Origin of the sequence: Novosphingobium sp. PhB57 (assembly GCF_004342985.1) — a bacterium.
Taxonomy (GTDB): domain Bacteria; phylum Pseudomonadota; class Alphaproteobacteria; order Sphingomonadales; family Sphingomonadaceae; genus Novosphingobium.
This window is the reverse complement of the sequence record NZ_SMBO01000011.1, coordinates 32,108-49,742: the sequence shown is the minus strand read 5'-3', so window position 1 is coordinate 49,742 and position 17,635 is coordinate 32,108. Positions and strand designations below refer to the sequence as shown.

The following is a 17,635-nucleotide window of genomic DNA, read 5'->3' as shown; positions in this document are numbered from 1 at the left end:
GGATGAACCGAATGCTTCGCCCCACCCGCCGCCAGTTGACGATCTGCGGCAGTGCCCTGACCCTGTTTGCGGGCGGAGCCTATACCCTGCACTGGTGGACGACAGGCCGGTTTCTCGTCATCACCGACAATGCCTACGTGCGGGCCGATGTAGTGACGATCGCGCCGCGCGTCGCGGGAACCATAACCGCCGTGACCGTTACCGACGACCAATGGGTCCGCGCGGGAACCGTTCTGGCGCGCATCGACGAGAGCGATTTCCGGCAGAGGGTTGAGCAGGCCGAAGGCGCGATGCAATCGGCAGAGGCTGAAGTCGCCGCGCAACAGGCCCGCATCGCCAATCTGGATGCGCGCGCGGCCCAGCAGCAGGGTGTGATTGCGCAGGCTGCTGCGGAGCTGTCCGCCCGCCAGTCCGGTAGCACGCTCGCGAGCCAGGAGTATCGGCGGCAGGTGCTGCAGTCCCGCCAGCAGGTGACGAGCGAGCAGATCCTGCAGTCGGCGCAAGCGGCCGCGCGCCGTGCCAGTGCGGAACTGGGCGGCAGCCGCGAAGGTCTGGCCGTTGCCCGCGCGCAGCTGCCGGTTCTTTCCACCGAAAGGGCCGGTGCCGTGGCGGATCTGGCCAAGGCCCAAGGCGGCTTGCGCCGCGCCCGAGCCGTATTGGCGGCCGCCCGCCTCGATCTTTCGCGCACGGTCATCCGGGCGCCTGCGTCCGGGCGGATCGGCCAGCGCAGCGTTCGCGCCGGCCACTATGTCGAGGCCGGAGCCCCCCTGATGGCGCTGGTCCCCGCCAACACTTATGTGATCGCCAACTATAAGGAAACGCAGACCCGGCACATCCGTCCGGGACAAAGCGTTAGGATCGCAGTCGATGCCTTCGGGGGCCAAGACCTGCGCGGGCATGTCGAGAGCCTGGCCCCGGCATCCGGTGCCCAGTTCGCGCTGCTCCCGCCCGACAACGCGACCGGCAATTTCACCAAGATCGTCCAGCGGATGCCGCTGCGTATCCGCATCGATCCCGGACAACGCGCCGCCGCGGCGCTGCGCCCCGGCATGTCGGTGGAAACCAGCATCGACATATCGAAGCCCGGAGCATGACCGCGGCAACACCGGACGCCCGTCCGCCCTCCGTATCGCTGCGCGCCTGGGTCGCGGTGATGGGCGGGGTCGTCGGCTGCTTCATGGCCGGCATGAATGTCCATGTCACCAATGCTTCGCTGCCGCAGGTGCGCGGATCGCTGGGCGCCTCCTTCGAGGAAGGCTCCTGGATTACCACCGCCTATCTGGTGGCGGAGATCATCGTCATACCCATGGCGGGCTGGCTGGTGTCGGTCTTTTCCATGCGCCGGGTGCTGATGGTCGGGACGGGCGGATTCATCCTCTTCTCCATCGCTTGCTCGCTGGCGGCGGACATCAACACGATGATTGTCGCCCGCGCCTTGCAGGGCGCGTTCGGCGGCGTTCTGATCCCGCTCTCGTTCCAGATCATTGCGACGGAGCTGCCACCGGCCCGCCTGCCTTTCGGCATGGCGCTGTTCGCAGTCGCCAACAATGTCGCGCAGGCGGCCGGCCCTTCGCTCGGCGGTTGGCTGACAGAGGCCTATGACTGGCGCTGGATCTTCTACCTCCAGGTGCCGCCGGGCCTGCTGCTGCTCGCGGCAATCGGCTGGGCGACACCGCGCACGGCCGCTGCGCTCGACCGGCTGCGAAAGGGCGACTGGGCGGGCATCGCGACCATGGCGATCGGGCTCGCCGCGCTTCAGATCATGCTGGAGGAAGGCGGGCGGGAAGACTGGTTTGCATCCTCCTTTATCGTCGATGCTGCCATGGTCGCCATGGTGGGGCTCGGGGCATTCGTCCTGATCGAGCTGCGCGGCGGCAGTCCGCTCATCAACCTGCGCCTGCTCGCCCGCTACAATTTCGGCATCGCCAGCCTGATGCAGTTCACGTTCGGCGCGGTGGTGTTCGGAGTGGTGTTCCTGGTGCCCAACTATTTCGCGGAGACGCAGGGCTATAACGCGCAGGACATCGGCCTGACGATGATCCCCTATGGCCTCGTCCAGCTCGTCATGTCCTTCGCCACGCCGCCGCTGATGCGCTGGACCAGCGCCCGCGCGATCATCATCCTGGGGTTCGTCGTGATGGCGGCGGGGTGCCTTATGAACATCCATCTGGACGGCGATGCCGCCGCAAATGTCATCGTCCCCTCTCTGGTGGTGCGCGGCATCGGCCAGTCCTTCATTGTCGTTGCGCTGGGAGTCATGGCCGTAAACGGGCTGGAGAAATCGGAAATGGGCTCTGCCTCCGGCCTGTTCTCCACGGTGCGCAATCTAGGCGGGGCCATCGGCATCGCGCTGGCCGGGCAGTTTGTGGTGGAACGCGAAAAGCTCCACGCCGCGCGCCTCGGCGAAGCCGTGACGCCGTTCTCCTCGACCTTCCGGGAACGAACGGTCGAATGGGTCCAGGCGCTTGGTCATCACGCTTTGGACCCGCATGCCGCGCTTCATGCCAGCGCCGCCGAGCCACTGCGCCAACAGGCATTGGCGATGATGGAACAGACACTGCATCGCCAGTCGCTGCTGATGGCCTACAGCGATGCCTTTCTAGTGGCCGGACTGTGCATGTTGCTGTGTGCCGCCGGCAGCTTTGCGCTCAGAAGCATAAAGCGGCAAGTTTGAAAGAGAGCGGCATCCAAGACCACCTGCCGTTCACGTGAGCGATCGTTAAAACGGCCGCTTGCCGGCAATTAGCTGTCCTGTGGTATGCCATGAACGACCAGATCTGGTCGCGACATGCCGGAAGCGGAACGTCCGCTGGTGAACACCTCGAAATGACGGCTGAACGGCTGCAAAGGGTCGCGACATGCCGATACCCGCTGCCCTGCTCAGCCGACATAGCTGCCGCTTCACACCTCACATCGGCGCCTCCAATGCGGATAAACCGAGTATCGTCAAATGCCTGCACCAGCCTACAACATACGCTGGCGGAGCAGAGTGTTCGGGGCAGCGGTAGTGGGTGTTCCGCCAAGGCGATGGCATGGATGCATGCGACGGGCGCCCATTTAATTGTACACCTCAATTTGCGCGCGCAAGATCACCGATCCGAAAGAGCTAACTGCTCCTCTCGCCGCCATTGTCGCCAACGCGCCGGCGTCATCCCCCGTCGCTTCACGAATGTTCGCGTTAGGTGGCTTTGGTCGGAAAAACCCACAATCGAGCGCGATTTGCGCCAGTGGGTAAACGGAACTGTCGATCAAGGAACATGCCATGGCGAGCCTCTGCTCAATCAACCAGGCATAAGGCGCTATGCCCACTGTGCTGCTAAACGCCTTGATGAAATAGCCTGGCGACATCATCGTGATTCCTTTCGTCAGGTTGGAGCTTCGCAAACCAAACCTACCCGAAATCACGGTGACCACCTCAGCCTTCAGCTACACCACGTCCTGGGACACGATCTAGCCTGACTCAAAGCGAAGGCCTCGAGCCGTGACTGGTTTGTTACCTGAGGGCGCGACTCAATGAGGTTAGATGGACAACTACCGCTTGCACTTCCTCGTTGGGGGCCGGCGCGCAAGAAACTGATTTCGGCGATGAAGGCGTTGCAGAAACACTGCAAAGAGCTGATTAATCGCGGACAGGTATGTTCAGCATACGCTGCCGGGCTGAGGCAAGGAGCCCGCAAGATTTGCGCTTTTCACGGTTACACGAGCGTTCCGCTCCGGATTTCGGGGGCGTCGGTATCCGATCTCTTTGATAGGCTGTTTCGAGCGAGAGATAATGACCGCGGGCCGTCCGCCGTTAAGGGGCGAACCATGCCCACGCCTGCGCTTATTCACAGGCGAGCTGCATGCCGCCTGAGGCTCACGCACGACACCGGGGTAGATACCTGTACCAAGCACAAACGGCCAAGCCACCGGTCGCCTGCTCCTCATGACGGAGCGCCGAACCAGCGAGCGCGCCGTTGTTCCGAGCGTTATGAGACTTGCACCCGATCATAAATCGACAGCTTGTCGCACGAAATTCATCAAATCCGCGGGCTGACTGGGTTTGGCGCAAAACCGCGCGCCGGGATAGCGGTCCAACAGCTCATCGCCGGCCGAAGTGCCAGAGTGAAATATGAGAGGAACCCCCGCGTCTTGTAGAAAATCCGCGACAGGGAAGACCGGGCCGTCGGCAAGTTGCACATCCAGAATGGCGCAAGCAGGCGTCCAGCGATTGACTTCCCCTAACGTTGCAGAAACAGATCCGCACGGCCCAATGACCCTGAAACCGGCAGCCACTGCGGCGTCTTCCAGATCGAGAGCAACGAACGGGGCGTCGTCGACAATCAATATAGCAGGCTTCATATCCCAGCGACTGGAACGCTTAACCCTTTCGTGCTTCACATCACCACCTAGCATTATCCCGCCGCACCTTTATCTCTCCGGTTTCGTGCACCGCTTCTTCGCCTATGAACGCACGCCGCCGTTTCGGTTCCGAGTCTGTGCGTATCAGCACACGCCCTTCGAATAGCTCAACTTCTTATCAGCGTCCTTGGCCTTTTATTTCGCGGTCGTGAGATGGTGTGCCATCCGGCATCTTCAATGTCCGCTTAAGCCGAATTAAGAACGTTTCGCCGCGTCTGGGCGTCTCTGTTAGCTGTAAGAGCCACCCCGAAAGTTGTTAAGCAATGCCAGCATGTTGTGATTCACGCCGTCCTGCGAGAGATGGAGTGATCGATGGCATGGACTGGTATTGCCCAGCAGGAGCATAGCCGGAAAGGGTTACGCTATTCCAGCCATATGACGGCCAGGGAGTGGGAATTGGCCGCGCCGTTTATTCCGCCAGCCACGCGCGGAGGTCGGCGTCGCTCCACGGACATGCGCGAAGTGGTGAATGCCTTGCTTTGCATTGCGGCAAGCGGCTGCGCGTGGAGGCTCCTTCCCAAATGAAGCTTCGGATCCGCACCGCACGGCTGCGGGCAGCGGTTGCTGTCAACGAGGAGCTGATCTTGCTCTATTGGGGGATCGGCCGCGATATCTTCGAGCGTCAGGGAGTTTCCGGTTGGGGCGCAAAGATCGTCGATCGTCTGTTGGTGGACCTGAAGCGCGACTTTCCGGAAATGACAGGCTTCTCGCCTCACAACCTTAAATATATGCGCGCATTGGCCGAGGCGTTCCCGATACCGAAATCGTGCAACAGGTCATTGCACAATTGCCATGGGGCCATGCGATCACGCTCATGGAGGCTATCAAGGTATCCGATCAGCGTATCTGGTGTGCCAAGCAAGCGCGGGAAAACGGCTGGAGCCGAAACGTCCTCGCCCACCAGATCCGCAGCGATCTTTTCGCTCGGCAGGGCAAGGCCATCACTAACTTTGCAAGAACGCTACCAGCTCCACAGTCGGATTTGGCACAGGCGCTCGTAGGATCCCTACAGTTTTGAATTCCTAGGTCTTGGCGCGGACATCTCCGAGCAAGAACTGGAGCGCAGCCTGCTCGATCACCTGCGGTCGCTCTTTCTCGAACTCGGCAAAGGCTTCGCATTCGCAGGGAGCCAATACCATCTCGAGGTTGCAGAACAAGATTATTACCTTGATCTCCTCTTCTACGTTTTGCAGCTGCGATGCTTCGTGGTGGTCGAGCTGAAAATTGAAGAGTTCAAGCCTGAGTTTGCAGGCAAAATGAACTTCTACCTCTCGGCAGTAGATGACCTTCTGGGGCATGCCGACGACGCACCGACAATGGTATCATTTTATGCCAAGGCAAGAACGCCGCCGTAGTAGAATATGCGTTGCGGGATTCCATTAAACCGATGGGAGTTGCGGATTACAAGCTGTCGGCGGCCCTCCCTGCCCCCCCTTCAGGCTGCGCTGCCAACCGCCGAAGACCTGGCCCGCGAATTTCCAATGATGACGCTCGTCAAGCTCCGCATCGATATAGGGCGCGAACTGCGCGCTCTGATCGAGGGCGACGGCGTCGAAAGCGACCGCCCACTAGTATTAAGCGAAATGGTGCGTCTAAACGAAGGGGTGTGCGATCTGCCCTCCACGAAAGATTTCATCGGCATCGTCAGCAGTCTCAACAAGGCCGCGCACCGGATCGACATCCCGGCAGAAGAGGCCGAACGAGCCTCAGCGACTGCCAATCGCTTCCTGTTTGATATCCGAGCTTATCGCACATCCACATAACGGGAGGGCAGCAGGAACGATTAGCTACGCCGGAATGAACTGATTCTGCAAAACGTAAGCCAGTCCACGACGGATCCACTCCGAAAGGCGCGAGGCGGACAATCAGGAAGCCAACTCGGAACGGCGAGGATTAGGTCGCGGCCTGCTGGCCGCCGCCTGTCGTAGCTCAGCCTTCGCCGACAAAGCCGTCATTCAACACCTCCTGTGAGCTTCTGCGAAGCGGCCATCGATCACCTAAAGGCCAGCCACGATGAACGGCCATAAATGAGAGATAATATTGAAAAACTCTGGCTTGAAGTAGCCTGCGTGTTTGATTCACTGTTCTATCAGGACGGACACAGGTCGATGTCGGGCAAGTCGACGATATCGCAGGAGGCGCTGTTTTACAGCTTCAACGTGGAACGGCACGTGCCCGCAGGCCATCTGCTGCGATCGAATGACAGGTTCGTCGATCTGTCCGGCATCTGCGAGCATTTGCAGTCCGACACTTCCTCTCGATAATTTATTCATAATCTATCGTAGCCGACTGGAGCCACCCGGCTGAATACGACAAAGTTATGCAATTATACGTAGATTTATTTTATTCAATTCGGTAATCGGATTGTTTCTGCAAAGGAGCACAATCGGCGCAACTGCTCGCGTGCATCGTAAACCTATCGCCCGCGCCACGCCTTCGATAGGGCTACCTAGATCGCTTGCCATAGGGACCGCAGTCGCAGCCAAAAAATCACGGTGGACACGATCGGCCGAAGACGGACTGGATGATTTCATGAGCAACATGCATCTCGGCCGCAGCGCCTTTTCCTATCGCAACTTTCGCCTGTTCTGGATCGCGCGTATGGCCTCCATGCTATCGCAGAGCAGCCTGGTCATCGCGCTGGGCTGGCTCGTTTACGATGTCGCGCGGCGGTCCATGGACGTGCGGGAAGCTGCTCTCCAGCTCGGGCTGATCGGACTCGTTCAGTTCGTGCCGATGTTCGTGCTCACGCCGCTGACCGGCTGGATGGCGGACCGCTATGACCGAAGGCTCATGGCCGGCTGGTCCTGCGTGGCCCAGCTCGCCGGAGCGGCTCTCCTGGCATGGCTGGTCCATGACGGCAGGGGAACCCTGATGGTCTACTTCCTGATCGCCACGCTCACCGGGGTTACCCGCGCCGTCTATCGCCCCGCCATCACTGCGCTCGCGCCTAATACGGTGCCCCGCGCATTACTGCCTCGCGCAGTCGCCGCGAATGCAGTAGCAGGACGCATCGGCGCCATCCTCGGGCCGGTACTGGGCGGCTATGCCTATGCCGTTGCTCCCTATCTGGCTTTCGCGCTGAGCGCAGCGCTCTTGCTGCTGTCGTCCTGCGCTCTCTTCGCCATGCGCGGGATGGAACGACAGCCGTTCGACCGCAATCGTCATCCGCTGCGACAGATGATGGACGGGCTCACGTTCGTCATCCGCCACAAGTTAGTGCTCGGCGCGATAAGCCTCGACCTCATTGCCGTGTTCCTGGGCGGCGCAACCGCGTTGTTACCCGTCTATGCGCGCGACATTCTCCATGTCGGCCCGGCGGGCCTCGGGAATTTGCGGGCGGCGCCTGCCATCGGAGCGTTGGCCTCAGGTCTCTGGCTTTCGTGGCGGCCGCTTCAGGGACAAGTGGGCATCAAGATGCTTGCTTCAGTCGCGATATTCGGCATCGCAACGATCATCTTCGGCCTGTCCCGATCACTGCTGCTCTCGCTCGCCTGCATGGCGATCCTCGGCGCGGCCGACATGATCTCGGTCTATGTGCGCCAGTCGCTGATGCAGATCGCCACGCCGGACGAGATGCGCGGAAGGGTCGGGGCGATCTCCTCGCTGTTCGTTTCGGCCTCGAACGAACTAGGAGAGGCGGAGAGCGGCTTCCTCGCCGCCGCGGTCGGCCCGGTCATGGCGGTAGTACTGGGCGGAGTGGGCACACTGGCAGTGGTCGCGCTCTGGGCGCGGTGGTTCCCAGCCCTACGCAACGCCGACAGCTTCGATCACGAACCGGCACGCGCGCCCGTCAGCTGAACGCAAAAAGGGGGCCGAGCAATCTGCCCGGCCCCCTTTGCGTCAGCACCTTCGGCGTCAGGCCCCCAGGCTTGCCGTCACGTCATCGAACAGCTCGTCGACAGTGATCTTACGGGGGATGATCTTCTGCTCGAAAGCCCAGTCGATGGCCAGTTCGATCCCCTTGCGATTGGCTTCCAGCCCCACCGGCGGGAACGGATCGGGCAGACCGCCTTCGGTCAGGTCGCGGCTCTCCACCACCATGCGGTAAAGTTCCCGCACGACATCGGGGCGGCTCCTGGTCAGGTCCTGATGCACCACGAACATGTGGTTGATCGGCACCACGCCTTCCCGCGCGAACCAGTCCTTGGCAGCGTTGAAGGGATCGGGGATCAGCCGTTCCACGCGCGGGTCCTTGGGCAGATCGACGCCCTGCAGCGTCGCCGCCAGTTCGCCGTCGAGCATCATCTGGCCGATGTCCGAACCCTTGGGCAGGCGCACGGAGTTGGCGGGATCGGTGTATTCCAGCAGGTGACCGTCACCCACGGTCATCCACGTCACCTTGTCGAGATCGACGCCGTATTCATGCTGGAGCACGCCGCGCACCCACAGGCCGGTGGTCTGCGCATAGGTCCGCACGCCGACCTGCTTGCCCTCGATATCCTTGGGGTCGAGATGGCCGAGGTCACGGTTGAAGCCCGCGCAGTGGTGCTGGAAACGGCCCGAGATCGGCACCGGCAGCAGCACGAAAGGCTTGCCGTAGATCTTCGCCTGCAGGCAGGTGACGATGGCCAGTTCGCCGCAATCGAAGGCATTCTCGCGCAGCATGGCCTTGAAGCCGTTGTGCGCCTTTTCCGGTCCGCAGAAATCGAGGCTGACGATATCGGACGAAACCCGCCCGTCCTTTAGCGCCTTGGTCTGCGGATAATCCTGTACGTTTGCCCTGAGTGTCAGGACGTCGGTGGTGGTCATGGTGATCCTTCTCCCGATCAGTAAAGTTTGACTTCGATCAGGCAGGGGCCGTCCATCTCGGTGGAGCGTGCCATCGCCTTGTGGAAGTCTTCGGCATTGTCGACCTGCACACCGGGCACGCCCATGGACTTTGCCATGGCCACCCAGTCGATGGTCGGACGGTCGATATCGATCATCGCCATGGCCTGAGGGCCGGGCTGCTGCCCCGCTCCCATATTCGTGTATTCGGCCTTGAGGATCGCGTACTGATTGTTCGCGAAGATGATCGTGGTGATCGGCAGCCCTTCGCGCGCCTGCGTCCAGAGCGACTGGATCGTGTACATGGCGCTGCCATCACCCACCATGCAGAAGGTCCGCCGGTCCGGGCAGGCCATCGACGCGCCGGTGGCGACGGGGGTGCCGTAGCCGATCGATCCGCCCATGTTGTTGATGAGGTCGTGCGGACGCGCGCCCATTGTCAGGCCCATGGTCTGGCGGCCAGTGGTGAGCGACTCGTCGACGAGGATCGCGTTCTCCGGCAGCGCTGCCGAAAGGGCCTGGGCGATGCTTTCGGGGTTGAGCGCGCCGCTGGGCACGCCCGCCTCGATCCGTTCCTGCACCAGCGGCGCGGCGCCCTTCAGGCCCAGCGCGTCGATCAGCATTTCCAGGCCGAGCGCACTGTCCTCGTCATCCGCGACTAGCGAGTGGACCACGGTGCCCGGCGCCTTCAGCAGGCTGGGCTTGTCCGGATAGGCGAAGAACGCCACCGGTTCCTTGGTCTCCAAAGTGACGATGTGCTTGAAGTCCTTGAGGAAGGCCTGCCCCAGCGGCACCGCGTAGGGAATGCGTTCCAGCGGCGTGCGGCCCGCGCCGCGCTCGATCCGCGCGGTGAAGAACTGCGAGCCGAGGCGGCAGCCGGTGCCGGCTGCAACCGCGCCGGCGAGGTCCAGCGCGCGGCCGCGCGTGGCCTTGTTGCCAAGGATCAGCAGCGTCGGTTCGCCCGAGCGCAGCACGCGCGCCACTTCATCCACGCGCGCCTGATCCGGTGCTGAGCGAGCGCGGGTCAGGCCCTGCGGCACGACCGGCATTCCGGCGTCCTTCCATGCAGTGTCACCCGGCAGGATCAACGTGGCGATCTGGCCGGGATGTTCGCTGGCCTTGGCGCAGGCGGTGGCGGTGTCCCAAGCAATCGTCGTCGCGGACTCGGCACGGCGCACCCAGTGGCTGAGCGGGCGAGCAAGGCCTTCGATGTCCGACGTCAGCGGCGGATCGTACTTCAGGTGCGATGCCGAATGTTCGCCGACGATGTTGACCATGCCGGACGAGGCGCGCTTGGCGTTGTGGATGTTGGACAGGCCGTTGGCGAGACCCGGGCCCAAGTGCAGCAGCGTGGATGCCGGCACGTCCTTCATCCGGTACCAGCCATCCGCCGCGCCGGTGCAGACGCCTTCGTAAAGGCACAGCACCGACTTCATGCGCGGATTGTCGAGCGCTGCCAGGAAGTGCATTTCCGAAGTGCCGGGGTTCGCGAAGCAAACCTCCACACCGTTGTCGACCAGCGTGTTGACGAGGGTTTCTGCACCGTTGGCCATGATCAGTACCCCGCCAGTTCGCGGCCCTGCCCGACGACGCCGTAGCTGCGCGTCGGCGCGGACATCAGGAAGCGATAGCCCTCACCGATCAGGCGCTCGACGTTCTTGGCATTGGTGTGCGGGTTGCCGACGACGACGTTGTGCTTCTTGCAGACCTCGACGATCCTGTTCATCGCGCTGACCACTTCGGGATGGTCGTACTGGCGCGGGTAGCCGAGGGCCTGCGACAGATCGCCCTCGCCGATCAGCACCAGGCCGATGCCGGGGACATTGGCGAGAATGTCGTTCAGGTTCTCGATCGCCTCCGGGCTCTCGCACATCATGCCGACCAGGAGTTCGCCATGCGGTGCCAGCGGCCAGACGTCGGCCTTGGCGTAGTAATCAGGCTGCGAGAGACCCCAGTAGCGCGCGGCAGTGGCCGGACCGTCGCCGCGAATGCCCTTGGGCTCATAGAGCGCGGCGCCGGTCGGCTTCGCATAGCGGGCGGAGGCGACCATGTTGTAAGCCTGCTCCACGGTCGAAACGTGCGGAGTGATCACGCCGTAGACGCCGCGATCCAGCACTTGCTTGGCTTGGAACTGGTTCATCTCGCCGCCGTTCGCCGGGATGCGGGCGATTGGCGTGACCGCAGGCGCAACCGAGCCGCTCTCGGCGATCTTCTTGCGATTGAGCATATACTGGAGCGCATCGCCCAGCGCGGCGACGTCGTAGGGGTTGTGCTCCATCTCGAAGACGATGCCGTCATAGGGGGCATCGGTCAGTTCCTGCGCGGTCAGCTTGTCGACCTTCGAGAAGCAGGTGAAAACGGGCATGCCGGCTTCGAGAGCACGGATGATGCCGTTGAGGCGCGTCTGGGTCATTGCTTGGATCTTTCCTTTCGGGCGTGCTCTGCCCGTACCTCTTCCCGGACGGTCGCACCCGATTGATCCGGCGACCGCCGTCATCGAAAACCGGCCCGCCTTCAGGAAAGACGGGCCAGTTCGCAACTCACTCTTCAGGCTGCCAGTACATGAAGCCCATGCCCTCGCCGGTTCCGGCCTCGGTGCGCCAGCAAGGCACGTAGTCCACCAAGGTCATTCTCGCGCCGGTGTGCTGAAGGGCCATCATCACGATCGAGTAGATCTTCACCTCGCTCGTGCCCGACTGGTAATAACCGTCAGGGATCGCGGCGAGGCCTTCGTAATCGTAGCTCGCCAGCTTTTCCATCACGTCGCGGTCAAACTCCTCGTCGTTAACGAAGTGCGACAGACCGCCCGAAGCGATCACTGCCACGCGCACGTCTTCCGGCCAGGCCTCGATCGCCTCGCGCAGCACGCGGCCGAATTCGATGCAGCGCGCCATGGAGGGCTGCGTGGGCGGATAGAACAGGTTGAACAGCACCGGCACGTGGCGCGGCACGTCGTCGCCCATGATCTGGTGATAGACGAAGCTGTAGGCATGCGGGACCACCGGATAGTCCGGCGCATAGCCCTGCCGCGATTCCATCCAGGTGTTTTGCGGCCACTTCTGCAGGTCGTTCAGATCGAAGTTGTGGCCCTGGAAGGTCTTGATCAGATACGTCGCGAAGTCCGGATAGGCCTGATGCACCACATGGTGGTCGGGCGCATAGACCGGGCGCTGCGGCGGGCCATTGTGGACGTCTTCACCGGTGTAGATGGTGATCGAGGGCGACTGGTCGGGCCAGATTTCCTTCTGGTCCTTGCCCAGCACGATGGCAACATCGACCTTGGCGCGCTTGTAAGCCTCGGCCATCTCGTTCAGCGCGGCCCGGCAGCGGCCGGCCCGTTCGGTACGTTCTTCCAGCGTCAGGAACGGAGCGAAAGCGGCGCCGCGCTCGGCTTCCAGTTCCGGATAGGTCCAGGTGCGACCCTGATACCAGAGCTCCGGGTTCTTGCGGTCGCGATCGCCATTGGTCAGCCAGTCCTCAGGGGCTTGACCCAGCATTCCGCTGTGCGGAACGGCCATGCCGAATACGATCTGCGCCATTACATCCTCTTTCAATCATCTGTTGCGAGCGTGTCGCAGATCTAGGCCGCCCCCGTCGGGCCGACCAATCCAATCTACGCTCCAGGCGATTGCAACCCGCCCCACGGGGTGCTTCCGCCCGGTGCGCAGCGTCACTCGTCTGCTGCGAGGGAAATCTTCGGTGCCCATTCGGGACGCAGCACCAGCCACGTCGTCAGCGCACCGATCACCAGGAAGACGAAGATCACCAGCATCGGCAGGTCGTAACTGCCGGAGATGTGGAGCAGCCAGCCCGAAAGGCTCGCGGCGACACCGCCTGCAAGGCTGGTCGCCACCTGCTGTACGCCGGTGACGAGACCCACGGCGGGCGCCGGGATGAGGGTCAGGCGGCAGAGCGCGAGGTTGTTAGCCGTGGCAAGCCCCAGGAACGATAGCGAGAAGACGTTCCAGAACAGCGCCGCGTTCAGGGATTCCGCCTTGGCGCCCAGTAGCACGGTGCAGGCCCCGATGAAGCCAGCAATGACGAAGGCCTTGCGCACGAACACCGGATCGCCGCCGCGTGCGATCAGTTTATCGGCCGTCCACCCGGCAATCAGCGCGACGATGGCAATGCCCGCAAAGCTGAAGAACGTGAACAGGCCAGACTTTTCGAGGCTCAGCCCGCGCTCTTCCACTAGATAGCTGGGCATCCAGGTCATGCAGAAGAACGTGAAGTAGCCATAGCAGAAGTTCACTACGAGGGTACCCCAGACCAGCGGGCTGGAGAGGATGCTTGCGAACGTGATGGAAGACGCCTTGCGCCTGATTGCAGCCATGTCTTCACGGCGCGGCAGGTCATTCTTCACCAGGAAGATCCACGGCAACAGCCAGACCAGCCCGACCGCGCCGGTGGCGATGAACATTACGCGCCAGTCATAGGCGGTGATCAGCCAGGCCGCGATCGGTGCGCCGATGGCAGGCCCGAACTTGTTGCCCATCGCGAACAGGCCGACGGCAGTGCCGCTCTGCCCTTCCTTGAAGTTGTTGCGGATCCAGCGATAGCTGGCCGGCATCACCACCGCTTCCGCCGCGCCGACGATGAAGCGCATCAGGATCAGAGCGAACATGGTCGAGATCAGACCGGTCACTGCCGTCGCCAGACACCAGAGCACGAAGCACACCGTGTAGGGCGTCTTCACGCCATAGCGATCGACGATCCATCCGGCGGGAATCTGGATCAAGCCGTAGGACCAGAAGAACGCTGCGTTCACCCAGCCCCGGTCGATGTCGGTCATGCCGAAGTGCTGGATGAACGGCCCATCGGCGAGAGCCGACGAGATGCTGGTGCGGTCGACGAAGGCGATCATCACGCCCAGCGCCAGCAGCAGTAGCACCGCCCAGGCGGCCGCGCTTGCGGGTGCGGCGGTACTCGCCCCCCTGCTTGCCCCGCCCCGTTCCAGTGCCTTGTCCATCTCGTCTCTCTCCACGTTTATGTCACCTATTGTCGCGTCTGGCGCTTAGTCGTCCAGAGCGGAGTAGAGTTTCTGCGCCGTCTTCGCGAAGATCCATTCGCGGTCGGCATCCGTCAGGCAGGCAAGGCGGGCCTCTGCGGTCGCCTTGATCTCCACCAGCGTGCCGGGCGAGGTCGGGTAATTCGAGCCCCAGGCCATGCGCTGCGCGCCGAACACGTCCACCAACTTGGGGAACAGCGTTTCCGGCGTGGCCTCGCCCTTCTTCGAATCGCCCATGATGCGCGGGGTGAGCTTCAGATAGATGCTCTCGATCGGCGCGAGATCGAACAGGCTCTGCGCATTCGCATAAGGCGCGCCGTCGGTCACATCCGGACGGCCGAGGTGATCGAGGATGATCGGCACATTCGGAAAACGCTTGGCTAGCGCGGTCACGGCGGCAAGGCCGACCGGGCCGGTCTGGATGCACATGGTCAGGCCCAGTTCGCCCAGCAGTTCCCACGCCGCATAGACGCGCGGATCGTCGAGTTCGCTGGGATCGAATTCCTTGGTCGATCCGCCGGTGAACACGCGCAGGCCCTTGAGGCCCCGGTCCACCCACGAGCGGATCGTATCGACGGCATCGGGCGCCAGCACGTCCACCGAACCCACCGCGATCAGGCGATCCGCATAGCGGTTGCAGGCATCCACCACGTAGCTGTTGTCGAAGCCATACGTGGTGGAGGAATGGACGACGGCGGCCTTTGCCACGCCCGCCTCATCCATGGAGGCGATCAGCGTTTCCACCGTGCTCGGCCGCTCCTGCGACCAGTCGGACCGCTTTCCGAACAGCGGCGCGGGCGGATAAGCGCCTTCGTCGTCGGAAATGACGTGGGGATGGATATCGACAAACTTGGACGTCATGCATCTGTCTCCGCTGCCGGAAGCGGTCCTTCGCTGCCGGGCCTCTGTTCTGGTTGCTGTCAATTTGCGGGGTGGGCGGCGGCGGCGGGAGTTGATTGTCAGCCGCGAGGCATAACTTCCGCCGCTGTCGTAGAGTGCAAGACCGACCTATCCTAAACCACTCCGTCGCCTCCCGCGCAGGCGGGGGCCCCGCTTTCGTCTGCCCACAGCGCGAGGCCCGAAGAACAAGCGGGATCCCCACGTGCGCGGGGATGACGGAATTTATGGTAGCAAGGGCAGCGGTCGGGTCGGAGCCCTTAAAGCCCCTTGGCCTTCAGCCGCGCGTCGAGGCGCGGATAGACCTTGCGGGCATTGCCTTCGTAGATCGCGAAACGGTCATTATCCGACAGCGCGTCACAAGCATCGACGTAGCGCTTGGTGTCGTCGAAGTAATGCCCGGTGTTCGGATCGGTGCCACGCACCGCGCCGATCATTTCCGAGCCGAACAGCACGTTCGACGTCGGCACCACCTTGGTCAGCAGCTCCACGCCGGGATGGTGATAGACGCAAGTGTCGAAGTAGATGTTGTCCAGCAACCCTTCCAGCGGGCGGTCCATCATCTCCAGCGACATGCCGCGATACCGGCCCCAGTGGTAGGGAACCGCGCCGCCGCCATGCGGGATGACCAGGCGCAGCGTCGGAAAGTCCTTGAACAGATCGCTCTGCAGGATCTGCATGAACACCGAGGTATCGGCGTTCAGGTAATGCGCGCCGGTGCCGTGGAAGTTCGGATTACACGACGCGGCCACGTGGACCATGCCTGGCACGTCCAGATCGCACATAGCCTCGAACAGCGGATACCATTCCTTGTCGGTGAAAGGCTTGCCGGTCCAATAGCCGCCAGTGGTATCCGGGTTCACGTTCACGCCCACGAAGCCCAGTTCCTCCACCACGCGGCGAAGCTCGGGAATCGAGTTCTTCGGCGGCGCCCCGGGGCTCTGCGGCAGCATGGCCACCGGCACGAAGTTATCCGGATACATCTCGGTAACGCGGTAGACGAGGTCGTTGGAGACGCTCGCCCACTCAAGGCTGGTGCGCTCGTTGCCGAGGTGATGGCTCATTAGGCCGGCGATCGGCGAGAACAAGGTGAGGTCGCTGCCGCGCTCCTGCTGGAGCTTGAGCTGGCCGCCCTCGATCCCTTCGCGGATCTGGTCGTCGCTGACATGCGCATCGGCGACGAGCGGCGCGTTCGCCACATCGTCCGCCGCCGCGACTTGCGCGCTGCGCCATTCGCGGAAATGCTTGGGGACCGTCGTGAAGTGACCGTGACAGTCGATAATCATGGGATTCTCCGTGGAATTTTATGGCTGACGGACAGGGTCAGTCGAAATTAAGCAAGTTCGCTCGCCAACCTCACCCCGTCGCCCGCGCGAAGCCGGGGTCCCGCTTCCTGTTTGTATCCCGGCGCAACGCCGGAAGAACAAGCGGGGTCCCCGCCTGCGCGGGGACGACGAGGGTGCTATCTCAGCGTCGGACTCAAACGCGCACCGGCGCCTTGGCCGGATCGACGAACAGTTCTTCCATCGTCATCCGGCGCGGCGTCAGGCCCTGCTTGAAGGCGGTCTGCTCCAGCGCTTCGATCGTCGCGCGGTTTTCCTCGATGCCATAGGGCAGCGGATCGGCGCCGACGATCTCCTGAAGCGCGCGGTACTTGTCCGCACCCTTGCCGGTCGCCTCGCCCGAGTTAAGCTTGGCCAGCCATTCGTCCTTGGCGCGGGTGAAGGCGTCGTTCAGCGAACGCGCGATCCACGGGTGCTCCGCAAGGATCTCGTCCTTGACGACGATGGTACCGTGCATCGGATAGACGCCGGTGCGGGCATAGTATTCCGCCTCGGCCTCGGCCGCATCCGGGATCAGGTCGACATACATGCTGGTGTCGACTTCCTGCCAGCCGCCGGTCGGCGCACCGGTGCGGCCGATGCCGGCGGCAGCCTCGACGCCGGCCTGGATCTGGTCGCTGGCCATCATGTCCGCCAGCGACACGCCTTCGGGGGTGTGCTGCACGTTGGCGGGGAGCTGGAGCTGGGTCACGTGCTCCTCGTCATCGACGATCCAGGTGACCTTGTCGTTATCCATGCCGTATTCGTCGATGAAGACCTGGCGGATCCACACGCCGGTGGTCACGGAATAGGCGCGCACGCCGACTTTCTTGCCTTCCAGATCCTTCGGGTGGCGGATGCCCGAATCCGGCTTCACGAGCATGCCGCCGTGGTGGAAGCGGCGCACCACGAAGATCGGCAGGCCGACGAAGGGCGCGCCATAGGAGCGGGCAATGATGTAGGTGGTGGGTGCCAGTTCGCAGACGTCGAATTCGACATCGCGGACCATGCGGCGGAAGGCGCCGATCTGCGGCTTCACCGTCACGAATTCGGCGTCCACGCCCTCGATCTCAATGCTGCCGTCGCGGATCGCGGCAGTGTGCGGATGGTCGGCAATCGCCAACTTCAGGCGGACTTTCTGGCTCAAGGTCGCTCTCCTCGGGAATGAGTAAAGACGGCTATCGGCGTTTGCTGCAACGTCCGATACCGGTTGCCCCCCGAAAAGCGCCCAGCCCGG

The 17,635-nt window shown here is 62.7% G+C and carries 17 protein-coding genes and 2 pseudogenes; 8 read left to right on the top strand and 11 right to left on the bottom strand.

All coding sequences use genetic code 11. From position 1 onward, the window contains the following. Positions 1-11: 11 nt before the first annotated feature. Entirely contained in the window at positions 12-1,094 is a 1,083-nt protein-coding gene (locus EDF58_RS22410) for an HlyD family secretion protein (RefSeq protein ID WP_243654449.1), read from the top strand. Next, positions 1,091-2,674, top strand: coding sequence for a DHA2 family efflux MFS transporter permease subunit (locus EDF58_RS22405; RefSeq protein WP_132269609.1), 1,584 nt, complete (start codon positions 1,091-1,093; stop codon positions 2,672-2,674). Before EDF58_RS22410 ends, EDF58_RS22405 begins: the two co-directional genes overlap by 4 nt. Before the next feature lie 383 nt (positions 2,675-3,057). Here EDF58_RS22405 and EDF58_RS22400 read toward each other — a convergent pair whose 3' ends face one another. After that, positions 3,058-3,351, bottom strand: coding sequence for a helix-turn-helix domain-containing protein (locus EDF58_RS22400; RefSeq protein ID WP_207913112.1), 294 nt, complete (start codon positions 3,349-3,351; stop codon positions 3,058-3,060). A 636-nt stretch (positions 3,352-3,987) separates the two neighbouring features. Further along, a complete protein-coding gene (locus EDF58_RS22395; protein WP_132269607.1) occupies positions 3,988-4,326 on the bottom strand; it encodes a response regulator in 339 nt (112 codons plus the stop codon). A gap of 387 nt (positions 4,327-4,713) precedes the next feature. On the opposite strand from EDF58_RS22395, the pseudogene EDF58_RS22390 reads away from it, so the two are divergent. From EDF58_RS22390 to EDF58_RS26490, 3 genes and pseudogenes are all read left to right on the top strand, one after another. Next, positions 4,714-4,923: pseudogene (locus EDF58_RS22390) on the top strand (transposase); the annotation flags it as partial. Next, positions 4,923-5,114: pseudogene (locus EDF58_RS26495) on the top strand (DUF1016 N-terminal domain-containing protein); the annotation flags it as partial. The pseudogenes EDF58_RS22390 and EDF58_RS26495, both read left to right, overlap by 1 nt. Positions 5,115-5,167: 53 nt before the next feature. After that, positions 5,168-5,419: a DUF1016 N-terminal domain-containing protein gene (locus tag EDF58_RS26490; RefSeq protein WP_347812905.1), complete on the top strand. Its 252-nt coding sequence runs from the start codon at positions 5,168-5,170 to the stop codon at positions 5,417-5,419. 4 nt (positions 5,420-5,423) lie between these two features. Here the strand turns inward: EDF58_RS26490 and EDF58_RS26730 are convergent, their stop codons facing one another. Continuing rightward, entirely contained in the window at positions 5,424-5,699 is a 276-nt protein-coding gene (locus tag EDF58_RS26730) for a hypothetical protein (RefSeq protein ID WP_347812904.1), read from the bottom strand. A 183-nt stretch (positions 5,700-5,882) separates the two neighbouring features. Here EDF58_RS26730 and EDF58_RS26480 point away from each other — a divergent pair, with 183 nt between their 5' ends. The 3 genes from EDF58_RS26480 to EDF58_RS22375 all read left to right on the top strand — a co-directional run bounded on the left by EDF58_RS26480 (position 5,883) and on the right by EDF58_RS22375 (position 8,202). Continuing rightward, a complete protein-coding gene (locus EDF58_RS26480) occupies positions 5,883-6,164 on the top strand; it encodes a hypothetical protein (RefSeq protein WP_243654447.1) in 282 nt (93 codons plus the stop codon). 264 nt (positions 6,165-6,428) lie between these two features. Continuing rightward, positions 6,429-6,665: a hypothetical protein gene (locus tag EDF58_RS26185; protein ID WP_207913111.1), complete on the top strand. Its 237-nt coding sequence runs from the start codon at positions 6,429-6,431 to the stop codon at positions 6,663-6,665. A gap of 268 nt (positions 6,666-6,933) precedes the next feature. Then, entirely contained in the window at positions 6,934-8,202 is a 1,269-nt protein-coding gene (locus EDF58_RS22375; RefSeq protein ID WP_243654446.1) for an MFS transporter, read from the top strand. Positions 8,203-8,259: 57 nt separating this feature from the next. On the opposite strand, the gene EDF58_RS22370 is transcribed toward EDF58_RS22375, so the two are convergent. The 8 genes from EDF58_RS22370 to EDF58_RS22335 all read right to left on the bottom strand — a co-directional run bounded on the left by EDF58_RS22370 (position 8,260) and on the right by EDF58_RS22335 (position 17,545). Beyond that, positions 8,260-9,153 carry a phosphate ABC transporter substrate-binding protein gene (locus EDF58_RS22370; RefSeq protein ID WP_207913109.1) on the bottom strand — a complete coding sequence of 298 codons (894 nt, stop codon included), beginning with the start codon at positions 9,151-9,153 and terminating at the stop codon, positions 8,260-8,262. A 17-nt stretch (positions 9,154-9,170) separates the two neighbouring features. Beyond that, entirely contained in the window at positions 9,171-10,724 is a 1,554-nt protein-coding gene (locus EDF58_RS22365) for an acetolactate synthase large subunit (protein ID WP_132269603.1), read from the bottom strand. A 2-nt stretch (positions 10,725-10,726) separates the two neighbouring features. Beyond that, positions 10,727-11,584 carry an aldolase/citrate lyase family protein gene (locus tag EDF58_RS22360; protein WP_132269601.1) on the bottom strand — a complete coding sequence of 286 codons (858 nt, stop codon included), beginning with the start codon at positions 11,582-11,584 and terminating at the stop codon, positions 10,727-10,729. Positions 11,585-11,711: 127 nt separating this feature from the next. Beyond that, positions 11,712-12,710, bottom strand: a complete 999-nt coding sequence (locus EDF58_RS22355) for a protocatechuate 3,4-dioxygenase (protein ID WP_132269599.1) — start codon at positions 12,708-12,710, stop codon at positions 11,712-11,714. A gap of 131 nt (positions 12,711-12,841) precedes the next feature. Further along, entirely contained in the window at positions 12,842-14,140 is a 1,299-nt protein-coding gene (locus tag EDF58_RS22350) for an MFS transporter (RefSeq protein WP_132269597.1), read from the bottom strand. Positions 14,141-14,185: 45 nt separating this feature from the next. Then, positions 14,186-15,040: an amidohydrolase family protein gene (locus EDF58_RS22345; protein ID WP_132269595.1), complete on the bottom strand. Its 855-nt coding sequence runs from the start codon at positions 15,038-15,040 to the stop codon at positions 14,186-14,188. Between the two features lie 296 nt (positions 15,041-15,336). Beyond that, positions 15,337-16,362 carry an amidohydrolase family protein gene (locus EDF58_RS22340; protein WP_132269593.1) on the bottom strand — a complete coding sequence of 342 codons (1,026 nt, stop codon included), beginning with the start codon at positions 16,360-16,362 and terminating at the stop codon, positions 15,337-15,339. 193 nt (positions 16,363-16,555) lie between these two features. Beyond that, entirely contained in the window at positions 16,556-17,545 is a 990-nt protein-coding gene (locus EDF58_RS22335) for a PhnD/SsuA/transferrin family substrate-binding protein (RefSeq protein WP_132269591.1), read from the bottom strand. Between the last annotated feature and the right edge of the window lie 90 nt (positions 17,546-17,635).